Origin of the sequence: Pseudopedobacter saltans DSM 12145 (assembly GCF_000190735.1) — a bacterium.
In the GTDB taxonomy this organism is placed as follows: Bacteria; Bacteroidota; Bacteroidia; order Sphingobacteriales; family Sphingobacteriaceae; genus Pseudopedobacter; species Pseudopedobacter saltans.
The window spans coordinates 4,082,570-4,105,340 of the sequence record NC_015177.1 but is presented as its reverse complement, the minus strand read 5'-3'; the positions used below and the strand labels follow the sequence as shown (position 1 = coordinate 4,105,340).

19 protein-coding genes are annotated in these 22,771 nt (G+C 35.6%); 9 read left to right on the top strand and 10 right to left on the bottom strand.

Annotated features, from left to right (window positions below; all coding sequences use genetic code 11):
* The first annotated feature begins 26 nt into the window (after positions 1-26).
* Positions 27-1,376, top strand: coding sequence for a tRNA lysidine(34) synthetase TilS (gene tilS / locus PEDSA_RS17270; RefSeq protein WP_013634453.1), 1,350 nt, complete (start codon positions 27-29; stop codon positions 1,374-1,376).
* Positions 1,377-1,379: 3 nt separating this feature from the next.
* Positions 1,380-1,859 carry a hypothetical protein gene (locus PEDSA_RS17265; RefSeq protein ID WP_013634452.1) on the top strand — a complete coding sequence of 160 codons (480 nt, stop codon included), beginning with the start codon at positions 1,380-1,382 and terminating at the stop codon, positions 1,857-1,859.
* Between the two features lie 72 nt (positions 1,860-1,931).
* Here the strand turns inward: PEDSA_RS17265 and PEDSA_RS17260 are convergent, their stop codons facing one another.
* The gene (locus PEDSA_RS17260; RefSeq protein ID WP_013634451.1) at positions 1,932-2,894 is read right to left on the bottom strand and encodes an isopenicillin N synthase family dioxygenase; all 963 of its coding nucleotides are present in this window, start codon (positions 2,892-2,894) and stop codon (positions 1,932-1,934) included.
* A gap of 101 nt (positions 2,895-2,995) precedes the next feature.
* On the opposite strand from PEDSA_RS17260, the gene PEDSA_RS17255 reads away from it, so the two are divergent.
* Together PEDSA_RS17255 and PEDSA_RS17250 are read left to right on the top strand one after the other, a co-directional pair.
* Entirely contained in the window at positions 2,996-3,691 is a 696-nt protein-coding gene (locus PEDSA_RS17255) for a DUF421 domain-containing protein (protein ID WP_013634450.1), read from the top strand.
* A 58-nt stretch (positions 3,692-3,749) separates the two neighbouring features.
* Positions 3,750-4,916: a lipid II:glycine glycyltransferase FemX gene (locus tag PEDSA_RS17250; RefSeq protein ID WP_013634449.1), complete on the top strand. Its 1,167-nt coding sequence runs from the start codon at positions 3,750-3,752 to the stop codon at positions 4,914-4,916.
* A gap of 144 nt (positions 4,917-5,060) precedes the next feature.
* On the opposite strand, the gene PEDSA_RS17245 is transcribed toward PEDSA_RS17250, so the two are convergent.
* The 4 genes from PEDSA_RS17245 to PEDSA_RS17230 all read right to left on the bottom strand — a co-directional run bounded on the left by PEDSA_RS17245 (position 5,061) and on the right by PEDSA_RS17230 (position 11,106).
* Positions 5,061-6,119 (bottom strand): aldose epimerase family protein, encoded by a 1,059-nt coding sequence (locus PEDSA_RS17245; RefSeq protein ID WP_013634448.1) that lies wholly within the window; start codon positions 6,117-6,119, stop codon positions 5,061-5,063.
* 81 nt (positions 6,120-6,200) lie between these two features.
* Complete coding sequence (locus tag PEDSA_RS17240) at positions 6,201-7,379, bottom strand: aldose epimerase family protein (protein WP_013634447.1); 1,179 nt, start codon at positions 7,377-7,379, stop codon at positions 6,201-6,203.
* Positions 7,380-7,563: 184 nt separating this feature from the next.
* Positions 7,564-9,543: an alpha-L-arabinofuranosidase C-terminal domain-containing protein gene (locus PEDSA_RS17235; RefSeq protein WP_041537134.1), complete on the bottom strand. Its 1,980-nt coding sequence runs from the start codon at positions 9,541-9,543 to the stop codon at positions 7,564-7,566.
* Between the two features lie 9 nt (positions 9,544-9,552).
* Positions 9,553-11,106: an alpha-N-arabinofuranosidase gene (locus PEDSA_RS17230; protein WP_013634445.1), complete on the bottom strand. Its 1,554-nt coding sequence runs from the start codon at positions 11,104-11,106 to the stop codon at positions 9,553-9,555.
* Between the two features lie 399 nt (positions 11,107-11,505).
* On the opposite strand from PEDSA_RS17230, the gene PEDSA_RS17225 reads away from it, so the two are divergent.
* Together PEDSA_RS17225 and PEDSA_RS17220 are read left to right on the top strand one after the other, a co-directional pair.
* Entirely contained in the window at positions 11,506-12,216 is a 711-nt protein-coding gene (locus PEDSA_RS17225) for an NUDIX hydrolase (RefSeq protein ID WP_013634444.1), read from the top strand.
* A gap of 97 nt (positions 12,217-12,313) precedes the next feature.
* On the top strand, positions 12,314-14,662 hold the full coding sequence (locus PEDSA_RS17220) for a glycoside hydrolase family 127 protein (protein WP_013634443.1): 2,349 nt from the start codon (positions 12,314-12,316) through the stop codon (positions 14,660-14,662).
* A 23-nt stretch (positions 14,663-14,685) separates the two neighbouring features.
* On the opposite strand, the gene cobA is transcribed toward PEDSA_RS17220, so the two are convergent.
* Complete coding sequence (cobA, locus tag PEDSA_RS17215; protein ID WP_013634442.1) at positions 14,686-15,456, bottom strand: uroporphyrinogen-III C-methyltransferase; 771 nt, start codon at positions 15,454-15,456, stop codon at positions 14,686-14,688.
* Positions 15,457-15,520: 64 nt separating this feature from the next.
* On the opposite strand from cobA, the gene PEDSA_RS17210 reads away from it, so the two are divergent.
* Positions 15,521-15,802 carry a SelT/SelW/SelH family protein gene (locus PEDSA_RS17210; protein ID WP_013634441.1) on the top strand — a complete coding sequence of 94 codons (282 nt, stop codon included), beginning with the start codon at positions 15,521-15,523 and terminating at the stop codon, positions 15,800-15,802.
* Positions 15,803-15,804: 2 nt separating this feature from the next.
* Here the strand turns inward: PEDSA_RS17210 and PEDSA_RS17205 are convergent, their stop codons facing one another.
* From PEDSA_RS17205 to PEDSA_RS17195, 3 genes are read right to left on the bottom strand one after another with little or no spacing between them, the layout of a single operon-like run.
* Positions 15,805-16,242, bottom strand: coding sequence for a hypothetical protein (locus PEDSA_RS17205; RefSeq protein WP_013634440.1), 438 nt, complete (start codon positions 16,240-16,242; stop codon positions 15,805-15,807).
* On the bottom strand, positions 16,242-17,453 hold the full coding sequence (locus PEDSA_RS17200) for an ABC transporter permease (RefSeq protein ID WP_013634439.1): 1,212 nt from the start codon (positions 17,451-17,453) through the stop codon (positions 16,242-16,244). The genes PEDSA_RS17205 and PEDSA_RS17200 overlap by 1 nt, the downstream gene beginning before the upstream one ends.
* Positions 17,450-18,088 carry an ABC transporter ATP-binding protein gene (locus tag PEDSA_RS17195; RefSeq protein WP_013634438.1) on the bottom strand — a complete coding sequence of 213 codons (639 nt, stop codon included), beginning with the start codon at positions 18,086-18,088 and terminating at the stop codon, positions 17,450-17,452. The genes PEDSA_RS17200 and PEDSA_RS17195 overlap by 4 nt, the downstream gene beginning before the upstream one ends.
* A 253-nt stretch (positions 18,089-18,341) precedes the next feature.
* On the opposite strand from PEDSA_RS17195, the gene PEDSA_RS19710 reads away from it, so the two are divergent.
* A complete protein-coding gene (locus PEDSA_RS19710; RefSeq protein ID WP_013634437.1) occupies positions 18,342-18,794 on the top strand; it encodes a hypothetical protein in 453 nt (150 codons plus the stop codon).
* 98 nt (positions 18,795-18,892) lie between these two features.
* A complete protein-coding gene (locus PEDSA_RS17185; protein ID WP_013634436.1) occupies positions 18,893-20,239 on the top strand; it encodes a sigma-54-dependent transcriptional regulator in 1,347 nt (448 codons plus the stop codon).
* 8 nt (positions 20,240-20,247) lie between these two features.
* Here the strand turns inward: PEDSA_RS17185 and PEDSA_RS17180 are convergent, their stop codons facing one another.
* A complete protein-coding gene (locus PEDSA_RS17180; protein WP_013634435.1) occupies positions 20,248-22,737 on the bottom strand; it encodes an ATP-binding protein in 2,490 nt (829 codons plus the stop codon).
* Positions 22,738-22,771: the final 34 nt, after the last annotated feature.

Here is a 22,771-nt window from a genome sequence, read left to right as displayed (position 1 = left end):
CGACATTAAACGTTTAATTTTGATTGATGTTACCACAATTACAAATATTCCTTGATTATATCAGCAAATACGATTTATTCGATAAAAACGAGACTATCTTATTGGCTACAAGCGGGGGAAGAGACTCTATGGCAATGGTGTATCTTTTTCACCTGTCGGGTTTTAAAACTGCAATAGCCCATTGCAACTTCAATTTAAGAGGTGAGGAATCTGTTAGAGATGAAATATTTGTCAAAAACACGGCTTTAAAATTGAATACCCCTATACATATTGCACATTTTGATACCACAAATTATGCAGAAGAGCATAAAATCAGTATTCAGATGGCTGCAAGGGATTTGAGATATGATTTTTTTGAGGATTTGTGTGCTGAGTTTAAATATCAAAAAATTGCAGTAGCTCATCACCATAACGACTCCATAGAAACTGTATTACTTAATCTAATCAGAGGGACTGGAATTGCTGGACTACACGGAATTAAACACAGTAAGAATACGATTATACGACCTTTATTATGTTTTACAAGAGAGGAAATCGATCAGTTCGTATCCGAACAGAAAATAGATTTTGTTGAGGATAGCTCCAATGCATCAGATAAATATGCCAGAAACAAAATCAGGCTGAAGATTATTCCGGAAATGGAAAAAATAAATCCTTCACTCAATCAAACGTTCCGGAAGAATATCAACTATTTTTCTGAATTAGAAGATTTTGTAAATCATGAAATGAACAAATATAAATCCGATTTACTGGAACCTTACACAAACGGTTTTAAAATCGGTATTAAAAAGATTGAGGCTTTACATTCCACAAAATTTATTCTTTCAGAAATCCTTTTGCCTTTAGGCTTTAACACGACAAGTATTAACGATTTGCTTTCAGCAGTCCAGCAGCGAACTATTTCGGGAAAAACTTTCTGCTCTGAAGACTACCGAATTTTGCTGGACAGAGAATATATTTTCATTAAAAAGCTTCTGAAAAAAGAAAGACAAGAGAAAATAGAAATACCATCTGGAACGGAAACAATTCATTTTAATCAGTTCGATCTTAGGATTTCGGATTTATCCAAAGAAGAAAAACCAGACTTTTCCAATCCCAATAAATGTTATGTAGACTCCGACAAATTGACTTATCCACTTTCTTTAAGATATTGGGAATTGGCTGACAGGTTTATTCCTTTTGGGATGAAAGGATTTAAAAAGCTAAGTGATTTTTTCATTCAACAAAAAACACCTTTAAATGAAAAAGCAGAAATTCCGATTCTTGTTAATGGCAACGACGAAATTATCTGGATTTCCGGATTGCGTAGCGACAACAGATATAAAATCGATAATCAAACTAAAAAAATAACTACCTTCGAAATCAAAAGCAGGTAATCTATGTCAGACTATACATTTTACGAAAAACAATATTTAGGTAGAGATTATATTTTCATCAGCATACGGTTAGTTATGGCCATTTTTTGCTTTATGGCTTATTATTGGACAGAAAACAGGGATATTAATGCCGACCTTCTTCTACTGGTTGGCTGCTTTATTCTTATCGCCAGCGTTATCATGTTGTTTATTCTCCATTTTAGAACACGGATAAAAAACAAGGCTATAATATTAGATGGTTTGTGGACTACAAGATTGGTAAAAATAGATTTAAATAGCATTTCAAAGGTTGAAAAAACTCAATACAGTAGCTTTTTCATTAATAACCCTGTTTATAATTTACATAAAAAAGGTGCTGTCAGATTTTATGCCGGAGGTAAAGATGCCGTTAAATTAACCGACAGAGACGGTTTGATTTATGTGATCGGCAGTCAAAAAGCAGGTGAGCTATATAGCGCAATTATAAATGAAATGAAAAAATAAAGATATTCGGTATCAAGATTTTAGTATCAAGCACAAAGTCTAATACCAAAATCCTGATACTTAATACTAACACTACATTTTCAATCCAATTTCTCTTAAACGCTCATCTAAATATTCCCCTGCAGTTATATCAGTGTAAGCCTTTGGATGTTGCGAATCAACACAAGAATCCAGACAGGTTAAATCCATTTTCGCTTTTGGATGCAGGAAAAATGGAACGGAGTATCTGGAATTTTTCATTAATTCTCTTGGCGGATTTACCACTCTATGCGTTGTAGACTTTAATTTATTATTAGTCAATCTTTGAAGCATATCGCCTACATTAACCACAATATCTTCTCCGTGTGCTTTTATGGGAAACCACTCTCCATCTCTGGTAAGTACTTCTAAACCATCGGCACTTGCGCCAATTAACAATGTAATTAAGTTTATATCTTCGTGAGCACCAGCCCTAACAGCATCTGCCGGTAAAGCATCAGGATTTTCGATAGGAAAATAATGAATTGCCCGTAAAATTGAATTACCGTTATAAACTTTATCTTCAAAATAGTCCTCAGGTAAGCCCAAATAAACAGAAATTGCATTTAATATACTTTTCCCTGCTGTTTCTAACTTTTTGTAGATCTCTTTAGTAACCACATTAAATTCCGGAACCTCCTCTACAATTAAATTATCAGGGTATTCATCTTTAACAACATCCTCGCCCTGTACATACTGTCCGGTTTGCCAAAATTCCTTCAAATCTGGTGTCTTAGCATCTTTTGCCTTCTCCCTGCCTTTAGATGTATAACCTCTTTGACCTGCCAATTCCACTTTTTGGTATTTCAATTTTGTATCTTCTGGTAATGCGAAGAAAGCTTTCACCTGTTCGTAAAGACTACTGATTAATTCTTTACTTAAGCCATGATTTGTGATTGTCACAAAACCTGTTTCATTAAAAGCCTTTCCTATATCATCAGAAAACTGCTTTTTTTCAGATGTTGTCCCTTCAGTATATTTAGATAAATCTAAACGTGGAATATTTATTGAAGTCATAATACTGTATTTTATTCAAAAACAAATGTAATTCCCAAATGTTGATTAATTGCTCGATAACACAATTAATACAAAATCAGCAATCCTAAATTACATAGATATTGGAAATATTAAGTGACTGGCAGCGAATTTTATTCAATGATCTCCCTTACGAGTTTCTAATAGAAATTGCTTTCAGATGCTTCGTGATGTTTACTGCAGCTCTTATCACACTAAGACTGACAGGAAAAAGGGGAATAAAGCAGCTTTCGGTTTTCGAACTCGTTATTATTATTTCTCTGGGCTCGGCGGCTGGCGATCCCATGTTTTATGAAGATGTTGGCTTAATTCCGGCGCTGGCTGTTTTTATTTTTGTTTTACTTTTCTACCGACTGCTTACATGGCTTTCTTCAAAATCAGAAAAGTTTGAAACATTTGTGGAAGGTAAACCGATTTATATAGTAGAATACGGCCAAATCTGTTTCAATAATTTTAAACGAGAGGATCTTTCTACCGAAGAGCTCTTTATGGAATTAAGAAATCAAAGTGTCAGCCATTTGGGGCAAGTTAAACTGGCAATTCTGGAACCCTCAGGTATTTTAAGTATATATTTCTACAAACCTGAAGAGGTTAAAACCGGTCTTTGCATTTTACCCAGAGAATATAGTAACAAACTAGAGAATATTACCGCCGCGGGAGAATACGGTTGCACATGCTGTGGATATATAGTTAGAACAGAGCCTGTTTCGAAACTTATGTGTCCAAATTGCAAAACCTACAAATGGGCAGTAACAAGTGATGAGCAACGATCACAATAAAGTCACAAAAGGTCTGAATATTCACAATTCCATCTGCTTTCCTTTTTCGTACTAGACAATGATCTTTTTATTGGCTTTCTTTGCCGGTTATTTTAGAAATGACATGAGTTTAACTGTAAGCAAGAAAGATTTAAAAGAAGTTTTCAGAACTCCAATTATTCAACAAACCGCATTTTGGTCTGAGGTAAAAAAGCAACAAGGCTTTCTACCTACCGCTTTTGATTTTAAAACAGAAAACAGCTTTATCTTTGACGAAAAATCTAAATACACTTATACCCATGGCGATTTACTGGTTTTAATACAGTATATCAACCGAACAAATTATATTGCTTATGTTCCTTATGGTCCGGAAATAGAACCGCATGAGGAAAACCAGGGAAAATTTCTAGAAGAACTTTCCGAAATATTACGTTCTTATTTACCCAAAGGCTGTATTCTTATCCGTTACGATTTAGCCTGGAAATCTCATTGGGCAAAAGAAGAGGATTCGTTTGATGAAACCGGACAATGGTTAGGCCCTCCAGAAAAAAAATATCAGGAATTCCGCTTAAACTTCAATACTGCTAACTGGAATTTAAGGAAAACAAATTCTGATATCTTACCTTCCAATACCATATTTCTTGACCTTAAAAAAGATCAGAATGAACTTTTGGGTTCCATGAAGCCAAAGACACGCTACAATATCAACGTGTCTTTTAGAAAAGGAATTACTGTAAAAGCAGCCGGAATGGATAAGTTGGATGTTTGGTATGCACTTTATCAGGAAACTGCAGTTAGAAATAAGATCACGATTAACAATATTGATTATTTTAGAACAGTTTTAGCTGCCCGAGCCGAAGATTCGAGTTCTCCGGCAGAAGTTCAATTGTTGATTGCAGAATATAACAATGTCCCTTTAGCTGCCATGTTTTTGGTAATTTCTGGAAATCGGGGAACTTACCTTTACGGTGCTTCTTCATCAAGCAATAGAAATTTAATGGCCACTTATGCGCTCCAATGGGAAGCGATCAGGATTGCCAGAGGCAGAGGCTGCATAGAATATGACTTTTTTGGTGTTGCGCCTAAAGCGGATATTTCACATCCTTTATATGGATTATATAAGTTTAAAACCGGATTTGGCGGAAAAATACATCACAATCTAGGTTGCTGGGATTATCCTTTAGACCAGGATGGATATAACCATTTACTGGCAACAGAAATGCACAGCCAAGGCTATCATTTGTAAAACCAGAGATGCGGAAATAGCAGTGTAAAAGACTGAAGTTGGGTTGATAGTTTTTGATTTATTGACATAGTCAATAGCCGATAGCCATGGCTTTACAACGAAAAACGATTAACGACCAACCTCACTCGGTCTTGCTACCTGATACTAAACCAGAGCTTTGTAGATAGTTTTCGAATAAAACTTATCTCCGGCTTTTAAAACTGTAGACGGAAATTCAGGACGATTTGGCGAATCAGGATGGTGCTGGGTTTCAAAACAAAATCCGCTTCTGTCCTTATAAACCGTTTTCTCTTTACCTACATCTCCACTTCCTAAGTAGTTTCCAGTATAAAACTGTATAGCGGGTTCTGTTGTATAGACTTCCAGTCGAATTTTCGAGATATCCCCTTCTGCCGCAGCTGCAAAAATTAAATCAGCGTTATCTTCCGATTTCAATTGGAAAGAATGATCGTAGCCATTTCCAATAATCAGCTGCTCGTCTTTTTCTTCTATATCTTTAGCAATTACTTTTGGCTGTCTAAAATCAAAAGGTGTATTCTCTACATTTTGTAATTCTCCGGTAGGTATACATCTTTCATCAACAATCGCGTATTCAGATGAGTTTATGATGATAACATGTGCGGTAATGTCATTTTGTTCAGCACCATTCAAATTAAAATACGCATGATTTGTTAAGTTTATAACCGTATCATGTGCTGTTTCAGCAAAGTATTCAATCGTTAGCGCATTATCATCACCTAAAGTATATTTCACTTTTACAGAAAGTTCGCCCGGAAAGCCCTCCTCCCCTTTTTCTGTTGTTGTAGATAAAGTAACGGAATTTTTGGTAAATTCCTCCACATCCCAATAACGATTGTGAAAACCTGCTATTCCGCCATGTAAACAATTGGTTCCATTGTTTTGGGCAAGTGTATATTCATTATTATTTAAAGAGAATTTTCCGTTGGCAATTCTATTGGCGTAAGGTCCCACGGTTACGCCATGATATTTTTCCCTTGCGCTTAAGTAATCCTCTAATTTATCAAAACCAAGAACTATATCTATCGCTTCTTTACTGGTAGGTAATAAAAAATGTGTAATTCTGGCACCAAAATCACTAATTCCTATCTGTGTGTTTTGACTGTTTTCCAGCACAATAAACTGAGAAGATTCTTTATCCTGTAATGGAACAAAAGAATGTCTTAGGCTATTTAAATTCTTCATAATGGTTTGGTCAAAATAATAAAAGCCAATATAGAAACAATCTTTATTTCCATATTGGCTTTTTTACAAAAATCTGCATTCTTATTTTCTTACAGAGAATTTATAAACTGTTGTCGTTTTATAAGTCGAGCCCGGTTTTAAAACTGTTGAAGGGAAATTTGCATGATTTGGCGAATCTGGAAAATGTTGTGTTTCTAAGCAAAATGCCGAACGAAATGGATATGCTTTTCCACCTTTTCCATTATGTTCTGCACCCGTCATGAAATTGCCGCTATAAAACTGTAATCCAGGTTCTTCGGTAATGACGTCCATTTGTATTCCAGTTTTTGCAGAATATACGTTGGCTATAGTCTGCAAACCTTTAGATTTATGCAATACCCAATTATGATCGTAGCCCTTTCCAAATTTTAACTGTTCGTTATCAGTTTCAATACGATCTCCAATACGGGTTGGCTTATTAAAATCAAATGGAGTTCCTTCTACCGGCATTAGCTCTCCGGTTGGGATTAAAGTGTTATCAACAGGAGTAATTGCATTTGCGCTAATCATTAATTCATGATCAAGGATAGTAGAATCACCTTCTCCATTCAAATTAAAGTAAGTATGATTAGTTAGATTAACAACTGTTTTTTTATCGGTTGTCGCTTCGTAATCAATTTTCAAAGAATTATTGGCTTCTAAAGTATAAGTCACTTTTACATTAAGCGTACCTGGATAACCTGCTTCCCCGTCTGCAGAAATGTAGCTTAACACCAATTTATTATCAGTAGATTCTTCTACATCCCAAACCTTAGCATAAAAACCATTGTTTCCGCCATGTAAAGAGTTCGATCCGTCATTCAGCTCCAATTGATAAGTTTTTCCATCCAAAGAGAATTTTCCCTTCCCAATTCTATTTCCATATCTGCCAATAATTGCTCCAAAGAATGCTTCACCTTTAACCTGATAACTTTCTAATTTGTCATAGCCAAGTGCTACGTCGGTTAAACCTCCGTCCTTATTTGGCACAACTATACTAATAACTCTGCCACCATAATTGGTGATTACTACAGACGCGTTGTTTTCATTTTTTAATGTGTACAAATTAACTTGTTTTCCATCTACGGTTTTCTCAAAATTGGCTTTATCCAGACTTACCGCTGTATTTCCAACTTTAACAGAGTCCGAATTTCCTTCCGACTGTTTCTTATTGTTATTGTTGCAGGAAGCTAGCGCCAAAATCACCGCTGCTGTTGAAAGACCCAATAATACTTTTCTCATTTGGTTTGATTTTTATTTTATATCGAATTTAATATTTTACACTATGTTTTCTGAATTTTTGGTCTGAATAAGTCTCTTTTATACTATACCTCATTCAACTTTAACAATCGGACGGTCTTTTTGTCCCATCCAACCGTTCTGCATTGTGGGCGACACCTTAGTAAAAGAGAATACAATTTCATATTTATAAAGTTGCCTTGAACTTAAAAACATGGAAAGAATACGGTTCCAATTTCGCTTTTACCGTTTTTCCAGACGCTTTTACCATTCGCTCCTTAGGACTTACATTTAACGGCGCCGGTATAGAGTTCACAGCATCTATATCGGAAACCATATAAATATCTTTGCCCGTATTATTCAGCTTCTTAATTCCCGAAATATTTAACTCTATTTCTCTTGAATTGGCATCATAGTTTGATATTTTCACGATTATTTCATTCGTTTTTTTGTCTATAGTTGCAGATGCGTAGTAACCATCTTTTCCTGCAACAACTTCATTTTCACTGGTAATCGATACTGCATGAGTTCCTTTATTTAATGAATACAACTGCTGGATATAATAATTTGGTGTACCATAAGTATGCAAATTATCAACCCAAATTAAATCCGGTGTCCATTGCCAACCGTCTAAATGTGCGAACAAAGGTGCGTAGGAAGCCAGTTGCACTACATCAGCATTTCTTTCTGCTCCGGTTAAGAAAGAGGCTTCGGCTAAAGCTGTAAGCCAGTTATTTATATTGTCTGGCGTTGCCGTTTTTCCACTATGCGCTGCATATTCACCGGCAAAAATTTTAGGGCCTTTTCTATCGTAATTATCATAACGTTTCGCATTTTCTAAAAACCATTTTGGACTACGATAAAAATGTTCGTCTATGATATCTACTTTTAAATTTCTAAGTTCTTTATCTAAATATTGAAAACGCTCGCCTTCGGGATCCGTACCAGAACTGAAAACCAATTTGACTTCCGGATATTTTGATTTTAATGCTTTTTGGAATACTTTCAAACGTTCTACATATTGCGGCCCCCAGTTTTCATTACCTACTCCAAGATATTTCAAGTTGAAAGAAGCGGGATGTCCCATGTCACTTCTCACTTTCCCCCATTTGCTGGTAACCGGACCATTTGCAAACTCCACCAAATCCAGTGCATCTTGCACATATTCATCTAATTGCTCCATTGGAACTACTTCTGCCGTATTAAACTGACAAGCCATTCCACAATTTAAGATAGGTAATGCGTTGGCTCCAATATCTTCTGCCATTAAAAAATATTCATAAAACCCTAGGCCAAAAGTTTGATAATAATCTGGCGTCAATCTATGTGCAAATTCTGTATTCCATCGGTTTACGATCAACTGTCTGTCTTCCACCGAGCCTACTGTTTTTTTCCATTGGTACCTTGTTGACAGCTCATGCCCTTCCACAATACACCCTCCCGGAAAACGGATAAAACCAGGTTTCAAATCTGCTAAACGCTGTACCATATCCGCTCTCAAACCTCCCGGTCTTTTTTTCCATGTATCTGTTGGGAAGAGAGAAATCATATCCAGATCTATCTCTCCTGTTCCTTCAAAAGCTATTCTGAATCTTCCTTTCAATTCGGTGGCTGAGGAAACTAATGTCGTTTTTTGTGTATGCCAGTTTCCGTCTGCATTTTCCGGTATTAGTTTTCCGGTTCCTATAACATTGCCTTTACCATCTAACAACTCGAGATTTAATTGTATGCCCGACTTTAATTGCCTGTAAAATACAGAGAACTCATAAGCAAGATCCTTCTTCAAACCCATTCCCCTAAAACCTTCATTGGTTAATGTGAAATCTCCTTTAGCTACACTATTTGCTTTTACCCTAAGAAATCTTGGATTATTGCTCTTTGCATCTTGCCTGTTAATAACTAAAATATCGCCCTCTTTATAGGCTTTTCCTTCTCTTTTCCATCCCATAAGAGGTTTATAGAATTCAAACGATCGATTTTTAATCAGCTCGGCGTAAATTCCACCATCTGCTCCCATATTGATATCTTCGAAAAATACACCCCACATATTCTGCTGTATTTGTGCTTTGATATCATTTGCATTTACCTGAAATTTTTTTGTTTGCGCCATCACCGACCCTGACAACAATACAGACAGGATAAAGCCCATACACTTTTTATTAAGCATAATCTCAATTTAAATTAACTCTAGAACAACTACTGAAAACGGAGGAAGCTTTACTTTTAACTGGTTTTCTTTTAATTGTGCATCTTTGAAAATAGCCGGTTTAATAACATCCGGTTTTTCAAAGGAATTGAAATCTTGTAATTTCTTCGATGTAAGAATTCTTCCTTTAATATTTTTATAGCTTTTGCCTGTAATATCCAAAACTATTTCCTGAGCTTTTGAAGCATCTATATTCGTTAGAGAAATATTAGTTACTCCATTACCCGCTAAAGAAGCGGATGCGGTAACAGCCGGTATACTTTTTTCTCCGTAAGTATAATCAGCAGAATTTACTGTTAAAGGAATTAGTTTCGCATCCTGATGCACTTTATACATTTCCAAAACATGATAAGTTGGTGTCAAAATCATTTTATCATCTTTGGTCAGAATTACAGATTGTAAAACGTTCACTGCCTGAGCTAGATTGGCCATTCTTACGCGTTCTGCATGGTTATTGAAAACATTTAATGTCAGACCGGCAATCATAGCGTCTCTCATAGTATTTTGTTGGTAAAGAAAACCGGGATTGGTCCCTGGCTCTACATCATACCATCCTCCCCATTCGTCAACTACCAAAGCCACCTTTTTTTGTGGATCGTATTTATCCATAATCGCTGAGTGCTTAGTCACCAACTCTTCCATTCTCCAGGCGGTTTGCATTGTTCTAAAGTATTGATCTTCGGAAAAACTGGTTGCAGAACCTTTTTTATTCCATTCTACAAAAGAATAATGATGTAAAGCAACGCCTTCTAAAAGACCTTTCGGAACATTTTTCATTAAAGTCTCCGTCCAGTGATAATCCGCTACATTCGCTCCCGAAGCAACTCTAAAAATTCCCTTATCATTTGTCCAGCTAGACATGAAGGTTGCATATTTTCTATATTCATTGGCGTAATATTCTGGTGTCATATTACCACCACATCCCCAAGCTTCATTTCCTACTCCCCAGAATTTAACGCTCCAGGGTTTCTCTCTTCCATTTTCCTTACGAAGCTTAGACATTGGGCTTTCGCCGTTATGATTTACATATTGCACCCAATCCGAAAGCTCTTTTACCGTACCGGAGGCCATATTTCCAGCCAAATAGGGTTCAGCACCTAAAAGTTCACACATATTTAAAAAATCATGTGTACCGAAACTGTTATTCTCGGTAACACCGCCCCACCAGGTATTTACCATAGAAGGTCTTTTTTCTTTGGGTCCAACACCGTCCATCCAATGATAAGTATCCGCAAAACAGCCTCCAGGCCATCTCAAATTGGGAATATTCAGTTTTTTTAAGGCATCTATAATATCATTTCTAACGCCGTTAGTGTTAGGTATTATTTTATTACCTTCCCCAACATAAAATCCATCATAAATACACCTGCCTAAATGTTCCGCAAAATGTCCGTAAATGTGTTTATTAATTGTAATTTCTGGTTTGGAGGCATCTAATTTGATATTATTGGTTTGCGCATTTGCATTGATCACTACAATGAAAATCATCCCCACGGATTTAACTAGTTTCTTTTTTAAATTCATAATGTGGCTCTTTAATATCAGCATACGCATTTGCGGATACCGGTGGTTATTATTGGTTTGATTAATAATAAATTGAAATTCACAGCTTAAAAATTATATATAATTATCACGAGCTACTGATTCTAAATTATTCTCCAATGCTGGTATTTCCATAATTGATTGGTTGGTTTATTAAATAATTGTAGCCCAATGTTTGGTTTTCCAAATTAAATAAACTTTTTTAATTGTCAAAACAACATTTAATAAAAATTGCTTTTGTAGAATTTATTTATTCTAATAACTATCTTTATATAGCTGCTACTTCATACAAAATATAGAAATTCAGCGTGCTATAGTTTATATTATAAACAAAATAACTAAAATTGTCCCTGCATTGTATAAACCAATGCATTCCTGTAAATGAGAAAATATTCTAAACAAACCCGCATACTCGTAGCAGTTGATTGCATCATTTTTGGTTTCGATGGAGAAAAGCTAAAAATCCTTTTAATAAAAAGGGGATTCGAGCCTGAAAAAGACAAATGGAGTGTTATGGGGGGATTCGTACAGACAGATGAGAGCCCTTCACAGGCCGCTGCCAGGGTTCTGAAAGAACTTACAGGTTTAGAAGACATTTATATGGAACAAACCGAAGTTTTTGGTAATGTAGATCGTGATCCAATAGAAAGAACCATCAGTGTTGGTTATTACGCCTTTATCGAGATTAATAAATACAAAACTCAAATTACTGATCTTTATCATGCCGAATGGATCGATATTGAAGCTATCCCTCAACTTATTTTTGATCATAATGAGATGGTAAATGTCGCATTGAATAAATTACGATATAAAGCTGCATTACATCCTATTTTATTTGAATTATTACCGAATAAATTTACTATCCCTCAAATACAGACCTTGTACGAACAAGTCTACGGTTCGGAATTGGATAAAAGAAATTTTAGCCGAAAGCTATTATCTACAGGTTTACTAATAAAGTTGCAGGAAAAAGATAAGTTAAACTCGAAAAAAGGCGCTTTTTACTACAAGCTGAATGAGGATAGCTATAAAGATAATTTTGAAAAATTTCTAAATTTTATACCTAATCCGCAAGCTTTACTTCAATCTTAGAAGATTACCGTCTTAACAAAATATGGAAAAATAATTTTCGTTTTCAATAATTAAATGTTAAATTGACATTTAATATTATATAAACCTTATTTTGAAAATGAAACCCTTAATTAAACCATTTATCATCTTTTATCTGTTTTCGTACACTACCCTTTTTGCGCAAAGTAATACCACACTACAAACCTTTCCTCTCCAGGAAGTAAAATTACTTGATGGGATTTTCAAGAATGCAGAACAAGTAGATTTGAAATATATACTCAGTATGGATATGGATAAGCTTTTAGCTCCATATCTAAGAGAAGCCGGCTTGTCTGAAAAAGCCAAAAGCTATGGCAATTGGGAAAACAGTGGTTTAGACGGACATATTGGAGGACATTATTTAAGTGCTTTATCTCTTATGTATGCGTCCACTAAAAATCCTGATATTAATAAGCGTATAGACTATTATTTATCGGAATTAAAGCGATGCCAAGATGCAAATGGTGATGGTTACTTAGGAGGTGTCCCTGACGGTAAAGCGATGTGGCGTGATATATCAGATGGAAAAATTGATGCCGCAACTTTCTCACTGAATAAAAAATGGGTTCCGCTCTATAATATACACAAAGTGTTCGCTGGCTTGTACGACGCATGGGTGTACACAGGAAACAACACTGCAAAAGACATGTTCATTAAATTATGCGATTGGGCCACAACAACATTTGGCAATTTAAACGAACAGCAAATTCAACAAATGCTTAAAAGTGAACACGGGGGAATCAATGAATCTTTTGCGGATGCCTATAAATTGACCGGGCAGCAAAAATACATGGATTTGGCTTTAAAATTTTCACATAAAGCGATCCTAGATCCTCTTAGAAATCAAGAAGATAAATTAACCGGCATACATGCAAATACACAAATACCTAAAGTTATTGGGTTCGAAAAAATCTCGGAAATTGAACATAAGGACGATTGGCACAAAGCAGCAACTTTCTTTTGGGATAATGTAGTTTATAAAAGAACTGTCGCCATTGGAGGAAATAGCGTGAGAGAACATTTTCATCCTATAAATAACTTCATGCCTATGATTGAGGATATCGAAGGTCCGGAGACCTGTAATACCTACAATATGATCAAATTAAGTAAAGCGCTTTATAATCAATCTGGCGAGACTAAATATATCGACTATATTGAAAAGGCACTTTATAATCATATTCTCTCTTCTCAACACCCAGAAAAAGGCGGCTTTGTTTATTTCACACCTATGCGACCAAATCATTATAGAGTTTATTCGCAACCCGAAACCAGTATGTGGTGTTGCGTAGGTTCGGGTTTAGAGAATCATGCAAAGTATGGTGAGTTTATCTATGCACATAATGACAAAGATTTGTTTGTTAATCTGTTTATACCTTCTGAGCTGGATTGGAAGGAAAAGAAAATTAAGATTACCCAAACCACCAATTTTCCTGAAGAGGGAAATACTTCTATAAAACTTACTGAAATTAAAAATGAAAATTTCAATATTAATATCAGGATTCCAAATTGGGCCAGTGAAAATGATATTTCCGTTAAGATCAACGGCAAACAAATACAGCCTATTGTCGAAGGAAAATATATCACATTGAATAAAAAATGGAAAAAGGGAGATGAAATAAATATCGATCTGCCACTTTCCAATAGAATAGAACAAATGCCGGACGGTTTACCTTACGCTAGTATTTTTTATGGTCCAATACTTCTGGCTGCAAAAACTGACACAATAGATTTAAAGGGCTTATTTGCTGATGACAGCCGCGGTGGACATATTGCAAAAGGAAAACAACTCCCCTTAAGTACGGCTCCACAGTTTATTGTAGAGAAGAAAGACGATATTTTAAAAAATCTTACAAAACAATCAAATAATCTTATTTTTAAAAGCGCCAATATTAAATATTCGAAAAATCTGGAATTGGTTCCTTTTTACAAAGTACACGATACAAGATATGCCGTGTATTTCAAATATTTAAACCAGGAGCGATACAATTCGGAAGAGGCAAAAGAAAAACAAAAAGAAGCGGCGGAATTAGCTTCAAAAGAAAAGGTAGTAGATATTGTTTATCCGGGCCAGCAACAACCAGAAAATGACCATAATTTCAAAGGAGAAAATACAGAAAACGGAATTCACAATGACCGACATTGGAGACATAGTTCTTCCTGGTTTTCATATAATTTGAAAAATGAAAATTTACGTGGCAAAAAGCTGGCAATTACTTGCTTTGGCTTGGATGCGGGCAGAAACTTTGATATTCTTTTAAATGATAAATATCTGGGGACAATCAATCTAAAGGGAGACAAAGGAAATAATTTCTTTGATATAACATTCGACATTCCCCAACCACTGAATAGAAATAATCTTGAGATAAAATTCGTCGCAAAAAAAGGTTCTATCGCTGGTGGCATCTACGAAGTAAAGCTCACGGAATAAATACAAACATGCACTTGGGATATTTAATATCCCAAGTTATTAATATCTGCAACCTTGCCAATGACAATTAATGCGGGATGAGTAAGCTGATTATCTTCTATCAGTTTAACCAAATCCTTCACTAAACCTTTCGCAGATTTCCGATGTGGTAAGGAAGCATTCTGAACTACTGCCACAGGAGTATCTCCCCTTCCTTCTGAACTATATGTTTCTGCTATCTGAACGGCCTTTTTCATTCCCATATAGATAATTACCGTTGCATTACTCTGCATGGCCAGCTTTAAATCGTCGGATAAAGAGCCGTCCTTTTTTGTACCGGTAACTACCCAGATACTCTCGCTTACAGAACGATGGGTAAGAGGAATATCTTCGAATCCCAAAGCTTGCATAGAACTTATACCGGGAATAAAGTGTGTTTCGATTCCCTGCTCTCTGGCATACAACACTTCCTCAAATCCGCGACCGAAGATAAATGGATCACCTCCTTTTAAACGAACTACATTTCCTTTTTCATAAGCTTTCGATTTAATCAAGCCTAATATATCTTCCTGTGGAGTATATTCTCCATAAGGTCTCTTCCCAACATATATTTTTTCACAATCCTCGGAAGCCAAATTTAAAAGTTCACGGCTGGCCAGGTTATCATACAAAATAACATTAGCATTCTGTAAAACCTTTTGTGCTTTTACGGTTATCAGTTCCGGATCTCCGGGACCTGCTCCTACAACAAATAAAACAGGACGAACTTCAGTCATGGCTACAAATCTGAATATTTTTCCGCATATCCTGCCCATAATTTTTATATTCAGAACATAAAAGGGTAAAATTGCTGTTATCAGTAATTTTTAATAAACGAAAATGAAGCCAACAATAGAAATTGAGTATTGCCCAAAATGTGGATGGATGTTGCGAGCTGCTTATATGGCTCAGGAATTGTTAACTACTTTTACAGACGACATTCACGGCATATTACTGGTTCCCAGCGCAATAAACGGAAGATATACAATAAGCATTGATCAAACCGTAATATTCGATCGTAAACGAGAAGGCCGGTTTCCGGAAATAAAAGAACTCAAACAATTGGCTCGTGATATCATTAACCCTGAAAAATCATTGGGACATTCGGACAAGAAACAGTAAATCTATTTCTTAAGTTTTCCATTTAAAAGTTGGAAACTAGCTCCATCCGGATTTTGGTTGATATTCAAAACACCTTCGATATTTATTGGTTTAGAAGTAAACTTCAGGGGCTCTTCCATAAAAACTTCTACCATTTCCGGAATATCTCCCTCGCCACAAAACTGGCACTGTGCTACCGGTAAAACCGAAAGCAGGAATGTCTTATGTACAGCCCCGGTTTTTAACGGCACCATATATCCGGAAAGATAAATGGGCTTTTTATTTACAGCCATTAACGCTGGTGGGTAATATGGCTCATACATTCCGGAAGCATTCTTTTTTATAGTTCTTGTATTCAACAAATCCCAATACTTATTCATCATTGGAGTATGATCTGGTAATTGGGCATATATGGAAAATGTTATGAAAAACAATAAGATCGATGTGCAAAACTTCTTCATTATTTATCTGATAATACTTTTGAAATATCTGTTCTATAAGCTTGTAAAGCTGGAATAACTGATGCAAATATGCCAATTAAGATTCCCAATCCCAATAGAAAAAGTTCTTCCTTGTAAAAAACAAATCCCGTAAACACACTTTGTCCCTCTTCCTGATAACGCCCTATTAATCCTACAAAAACATGGCCTAATGCAATTCCCAATAAAGCGCCAAAAAGCGTAATAATTGTACCCTCTAAAATAACCAGAAAAAAAACCTTTCCTTTTGATGAACCCAAAGTTCTCATGATCGCCAAATCAAATTTGCGTTCTTTTAAAGAATTGTATAGATTAACAAATACGCTGATTGCTGATATTAAAATAATCAGATAAGCAAACCAGGTTAAGGCATCCATACCTACACCTACTAAAGAAAATAAACGGGCACTTTCCATTGCTGGAGATGCTACCTGCATAAATGTAGACTCATTAATCAATTTAGGAAATGTAACAACGGATAGCGGAGATTTGTATTGAATAAGCAGCGATGTAATATCCTTCCCAGCCAAATCCTCTTCGTGTCCTTCTTCATGCGCATGCTCATGATCATCTTCTCCGATACCGTGCATACGCCAAACACTTGCAATATTGGTTAAGATCAACTGATCCACAACACGTCCCTGAGCTTCTAAAATACCAACAACCTTATAGTCATGATCTTCATGTACATCTTCATCCGAAGATAGGCCATGTGCTCCATGTATCGTTTGGCCTATTTTCAAATTATGTTTTTTGGCAACTTCAGCACCAACAGTCACTTCAAAATCCGCATTCCAAAATTTTCCCGCTTTAACCTTCAGGTTATACAATTTGGTAAAGGAAATATCTGTACCTACTATCCGAAAACCTTTAAAATTATCTCCTAAAGCTAATGGGACTGCCATTTTAACCATTGGGTTTCTCGCTATCCGAAGTGCATCCTGATAAGGAATATTTCCGGTTGGAAAGTCGACATAATAAATGCTACTAAGGATAAGCTGCATAGGACTTCCTTTTGCGCCTACAACAGCATCTATATTTTCTGCATTTTTTTCCAGATTATTTGACAGCTGATTAGAAAGTATCAATAATGAGGATATAATTGCTATACCAAAAGTCACTAACAGAACACTTAAAAAAGTGGTAAGTTTCTTAAGTTTCAGACTTTTGATACTTAATAAAAAAACATTCATGAATTACCTCCGTTCACAAAATAGATATTGGAAATCATTTCTTTGACCCTTTTGTCATGAGTTGCCACTATTAAGCTTGCATTTTGTCTCCCGGCATGGTTGATAAGCAAATCCAGAACTTTTTCTGTATTTCTATCGTCCAGACTTGCTGTTGGCTCATCTGCAAAAATAATAGAGGGATTATTTAGTACCGCTCTTGCTATCGATAGTCTCTGTAATTGTCCTACGCTCAATTCCTTTGTGAAAGCATCTCGTTTATCTATAAGGCCCAAACTTTCTAAAACTTCGGTAATTCTTTCGGGATTTTTGCTTAGTCCCGCTAAAGATTGGGTTAGTTTGAGATTTTCAGTAACATTAAGGCTTTGAATAAAATAGGGTTTCTGAAACACAATTCCCATATGCTTAGCCCTGAATTTATCTAATTTACCTCCTAACTGATAAAGATTTGTCTCGTTTAGCATTACTTGTCCCTTTGTGGGGGACAGTAAACCTGTCATTATATTTAGTAAAGTGGATTTTCCACTCCCGGAATCTCCAAGTATCAACCAATTCTCGTTATCTAAAAATTTGGCATCTTCAAAATATATCTTTTTGCCTGTCGGATAAACATGCGCAAGCGAACTGATTGTAATCATGAACTAAAATTACATTTTAATATCTATATACTCTGGTAAAATTCCTGTTTAGTTGATTATTATTTCTTCAAAGTGTGGAATTATTCTACAGTCTATAAATCCATAAAAAACATATAAAACACTAAAAAACAGGCAATTAAATAATAACTCGCAATTTGGCACTGTTGTTTGATATACTTTGGCATACTTAGTATGTAAGACAGCATCGGGTATCAGAAAAGTAAATGTTTATATAAATTTCAAATTTAGAGTTATGAAAAATTTCATTTTATCAGCAGTTGCACTAGCGTTCGCAGGAGTTTCTTTGTCAGAAGCAAAAACATCATCATTCAACACTTCTTTCTCTTTACAAGATACTGTAAAAAAAGATACCGTTACGACTCCTACAGATACCACTAAAAAAGAAGAAAAAAAGGATTTCGCAATAGCACAATACACTTCTGATCAGGATACAACTACAAATGCGCCTGCGCAACAACAACCTCAGGAGCAAGCTGCACCTGCAGAAGCAAAAGCAGAAGTAGCACTTAATGATTTACCCGATGCGGTTAAGCAAACTTTAACTGCTGACATATTTAAAGAGTGGGTTCCATCAAATGCCTATCATGTAACCGGAGGTAGTGTGGAGCATTATGTAATTGAAGTAAAAAAAGGTGACGAATTAAGAAGCATTAAAATCGGTACTGATGGTAAGGTTGTAAACTAAAATCACCATATATATATTAACAATTAAAACTTCTATCTTACAAAGGCCGGGGATATCCCCCGGCTTTTGTATTTTTGTAGCAGTCCCATAAGTAATCGATGAAAAATATATTAATAATTGAAGACGATTCTACTTTTGCGCAACTGCTAGATGGATTTCTTTCTAAGAACAACTTCATTACAACAATTGCTCACTCGGTAAAGAATGCGTGGACATTTTTAGAGGAAACTTCTTTTGATTTAATTTTACTTGATTACAGACTTCCAGACGGAATAGGATTAGATGTTCTGGTTAAAATGCGCGAACAAAGCATTCATACCCCTACAATTATTATGACCAGCTTTAACGATGTTCGTACTGCTGTTACTGCCATGAAATCCGGAGCTTTAGATTATATCACAAAGCCTGTGAATCCGGATGAATTGTTGATGGTCATAAAAAACGCTATCAACAAAAAAGAGAATAAGGAAAGTCCCCAGAAAACTACTGGTGCCGATTTTATAGAGGGAGAAAGTCCTGAATCAGAAAAGCTTTATAAATATGTTGATTTGGTTGCTCCAACCGACATGTCTGTATTGATTAATGGCGAAAGTGGAACTGGTAAAGAACATATCGCTAAAACGATTCACTTGAAAAGTAACCGAAAAAACAAGCCTTTTATCGCAATAGATTGTGGGGCACTTTCGAAAGAATTGGCTGCCAGCGAATTATTTGGTCATATTAAAGGGGCTTTTACAGGAGCACTTAACGATAAGAAAGGCCAATTTGAAATAGCCAATGGTGGTACCTTATTTTTAGACGAAGTTGGAAATTTAAGTTACGATATCCAGGTAAAACTGCTTAGAACACTGCAGGAAAAAACAATACAGCCCGTTGGTAGCAATAAAACATTAAAAGTTGACGTACGAATTATTACGGCTACAAATGATGATTTGGGTGACAGCGTAAAGAATGAAAATTTCAGGGAAGATCTTTATCACCGTATTAACGAATTTAAAATTATGATGCCCGCTTTAAGAAATCGCGGCAAAGATCTGGAACTTTTTATCGACCATTTTATCAGCCAATCAAATAAAGAATTGGATAGGAACGTGGAGCATTTAACTGCAGAAACTAAAGATATCTTATTAAAGTATGATTGGCCTGGCAATTTAAGAGAACTTAAAAACGTAATAAAACGAATGGTTTTATTAACTCCGGGAGATACGGCTGAAGTTTATGCTCTACCCGAAGAAATGTTAGTTGCCGTTGAATCGGCTAAAGAAAATCCTCAAAAAACAGGAGCAAAAACCACCGATCTTAAAGAGCTTAACGAGATAAACGAAAAGGCTTTGATTATCGAAACTTTGGAAAAAGTTAGGCACAACAAATCTAAAGCTGCAAAAATATTAAACATCGATCGCAAAACTCTTTATAACAAAATGGACAGATACGGGATAGAATAATCCTTTATCTATTGGAATTTGGACTCTATTTTTTCCTTAAAAGAAGCTATCTCTTGTTGCAAATCATTTATTTTGGCTAACAAATCATCGTCAATTTCAGGGCTGTGATTAAGTTCATATTCCAAATCCCGAAGGTGAGCCCCTAAGCCCTTTCCTCCAAATTGAGCAATACGTCCAGCTAAACGATGAATTATAAGTGAAACTTCACCGCTATCCCCGGCTTTTAATGCAGTATCAAGTAAGCTTTCATCAGTTTCCACATCAACTACAAACTTTTTCAATAGCTTATCAAGTTGGTCACTATCTCCAAAAGTCATTTTTTCAATAGCAGAAAAGTCAAGTTCCTGGCTTTCAATTTGCTCGGCATCTAACCCAAAAATGCGTATCAAATCCTCTTCCCGAAATGGCTTATGAATGATATCATCAAATCCACTATTTAATAACAATTCCCTTTCCTCCGGTAAAACCTGCGCCGTTAAAGCAAAGATTTTCACTTCTGCCGGAACATAGCTTCTTAAACGCTTACACACCTCTATCCCCGAAATTTCCGGCATTCTTATATCTGTTAAAACTACGGTTACAGATTCATCCCAAATGGTATTCAACAAATATTTTGGATTGGAAAAACAAACATGTTCGATATGATGATTTTTTAGAATAGTTGAGCACAAGTCTAAAATAAAAGGATCATCATCAAGCAACCAAACTTTAGCATCGGAATTAATAAGCGAGATTTGATTTTCATGTACTATCGCCAATTCATCCTCTTCTACTTCCTGATATTTTAAATAAACCGTAAAGGCCGATCCTTCACCCAATTTACTCCGCACACTAATTCGTCCTTCCTGCTGCTCGATCAGCAATTTAGTTATAGATAAACCTAATCCTGCGCCTTCTTTATCAGAGACAATTTTATCTATCCGTTCAAATTCATTAAAAATATTCTGGGTATCTTCATGAGACATTCCTACTCCGGTATCCTCAATCACAAACATAAAATGCAAACCGCTTTTATTCTTCTTACACGACACATTTAAAGCAACATGACCTTTATCCGTGTACTTTATCGCATTTCCCAATAGATTATATAAGATTTGCTTCAGTCTGAAAGCGTCACCTTTTACATAAGAAACATCTTCAAAATCAAAATCAGCATAAAGCTTGATACCTTTTTTTTCAGCCTGATATTTTAGAACAGTAAAAACTTCCTGTAACAGATTTTCCATATGAAAAACTGTTGGCGTTATTGCTATTTTTCCCGAAACTATGCGATTATAATCCAAAATCTCATTAACGATATGCATTAAATGTTCAGATGAATAATATATAGCATCTATGTTTTTAGGTTTGATTTCTCTTTCTTTTCTAAGCAGTTCAGAGAATCCGATAATTGTCTGTAGCGGTGTTCTGATTTCATGGCTCATATTTGCTAGAAAACGTTGCTTCGCCATGCTATGATATTCGGCTTCCTCTTTAGCCTTTTCCAGTTGTTTACGATATTCATTTCCTTTGCTGATATCCCTTAAAATCAGATACAGCATAATTAAAGTAATCAGAAAAAACACCAAAATAATTACACTGATTTGCTTAATACCAGAGTTAACAACAGATTTTGCGTCATCATTTCTTTCCTGTATCTGATTAACAGCTTCTAATTCCACCTGCCTTAGGGTTGTCAACAATCTACTGAAAAGCATATCATTGGTATAAATAAACATCGCTTCCGTGTTTAAAAACGATTTGCTTTTTTTCCGTTGTGTTTCCTCAATAGAACGCATCGATTCGCCCAAATCCCTAAGAATACTGTCTTGCCTGTTCAGCGCAACCGTGTCCAATTTTACATTGAGCTCTTCATTTACAATATTATATGCCGGCTTTTTGAGCGCTTCTTTTTTCTTTCCGAATATTCTGCTTAAAAAACCTTTTGACTCCTCTGCTTCCCGACGTTCTTCCAACTCGTAGATAGTAGTTGTTAAAGTTCGCTTTTCAGATTCTAAAATGGCACTATCCGTTTTTTTTGCATTTTCTTCAACCAGCTCATTAAGGGATTTCAGTTGCTTTTCTATTGATTTATTATCAAGAAAACCTCTTCTGTCCGTTAAATAATTATTGAATAATTTATCCCGTTCCTTTAGCAGCTTTTTCATAGAAGCTATTCTTACAAGCTGTAAAGAATCGTTGCGATATTTATATTGAAGGGAATCTATAATGGAAACAAGTTCTTTAGACTCCTTTTGCAACTGCGTATAATCGGCTTTGTTTTTTAAACTTACAGATTTCTGAAGCTGCTCCAGTCGAACCATTTTTAAAGAAAGGTTGTTAACCAGACGTAATCTCTCTGTGGGCTCGGAGATATTTTCTACCGTATCAAGAATCTCATACAACGCTATCTTCGCTGTTTGCCACGCCAGATAAAGCGCAGCACAAGCTACAATAGAGGCTACTACAATTTTCCACTTGATAGATTTCTGAAATTTATATTTTGGTTTTTTAACCATAATAGCAAATATATCCCATTATAATATAACGGAA

Bases quoted from the DNA above. Each gene is read 5' to 3' on its own strand.
- tilS (WP_013634453.1), top strand. From the start codon at position 27: ATGTTACCACAATTACAAATATTCCTTGATTATATCAGCAAATACGAT.
- PEDSA_RS17265 (WP_013634452.1), top strand. From the start codon at position 1,380: ATGTCAGACTATACATTTTACGAAAAACAATATTTAGGTAGAGATTAT.
- PEDSA_RS17260 (WP_013634451.1), bottom strand. From the start codon at position 2,894: ATGACTTCAATAAATATTCCACGTTTAGATTTATCTAAATATACTGAA.
- PEDSA_RS17250 (WP_013634449.1), top strand. From the start codon at position 3,750: ATGATCTTTTTATTGGCTTTCTTTGCCGGTTATTTTAGAAATGACATG.
- PEDSA_RS17245 (WP_013634448.1), bottom strand. From the start codon at position 6,119: ATGAAGAATTTAAATAGCCTAAGACATTCTTTTGTTCCATTACAGGAT.
- PEDSA_RS17240 (WP_013634447.1), bottom strand. From the start codon at position 7,379: ATGAGAAAAGTATTATTGGGTCTTTCAACAGCAGCGGTGATTTTGGCG.
- PEDSA_RS17235 (WP_041537134.1), bottom strand. From the start codon at position 9,543: ATGCTTAATAAAAAGTGTATGGGCTTTATCCTGTCTGTATTGTTGTCA.
- PEDSA_RS17230 (WP_013634445.1), bottom strand. From the start codon at position 11,106: ATGAATTTAAAAAAGAAACTAGTTAAATCCGTGGGGATGATTTTCATT.
- PEDSA_RS17225 (WP_013634444.1), top strand. From the start codon at position 11,506: ATGAGAAAATATTCTAAACAAACCCGCATACTCGTAGCAGTTGATTGC.
- PEDSA_RS17220 (WP_013634443.1), top strand. From the start codon at position 12,314: ATGAAACCCTTAATTAAACCATTTATCATCTTTTATCTGTTTTCGTAC.
- cobA (WP_013634442.1), bottom strand. From the start codon at position 15,456: ATGGGCAGGATATGCGGAAAAATATTCAGATTTGTAGCCATGACTGAA.
- PEDSA_RS17210 (WP_013634441.1), top strand. From the start codon at position 15,521: ATGAAGCCAACAATAGAAATTGAGTATTGCCCAAAATGTGGATGGATG.
- PEDSA_RS17205 (WP_013634440.1), bottom strand. From the start codon at position 16,242: ATGAAGAAGTTTTGCACATCGATCTTATTGTTTTTCATAACATTTTCC.
- PEDSA_RS17200 (WP_013634439.1), bottom strand. From the start codon at position 17,453: ATGAATGTTTTTTTATTAAGTATCAAAAGTCTGAAACTTAAGAAACTT.
- PEDSA_RS17195 (WP_013634438.1), bottom strand. From the start codon at position 18,088: ATGATTACAATCAGTTCGCTTGCGCATGTTTATCCGACAGGCAAAAAG.
- PEDSA_RS19710 (WP_013634437.1), top strand. From the start codon at position 18,342: ATGAAAAATTTCATTTTATCAGCAGTTGCACTAGCGTTCGCAGGAGTT.
- PEDSA_RS17185 (WP_013634436.1), top strand. From the start codon at position 18,893: ATGAAAAATATATTAATAATTGAAGACGATTCTACTTTTGCGCAACTG.
- PEDSA_RS17180 (WP_013634435.1), bottom strand. From the start codon at position 22,737: ATGGTTAAAAAACCAAAATATAAATTTCAGAAATCTATCAAGTGGAAA.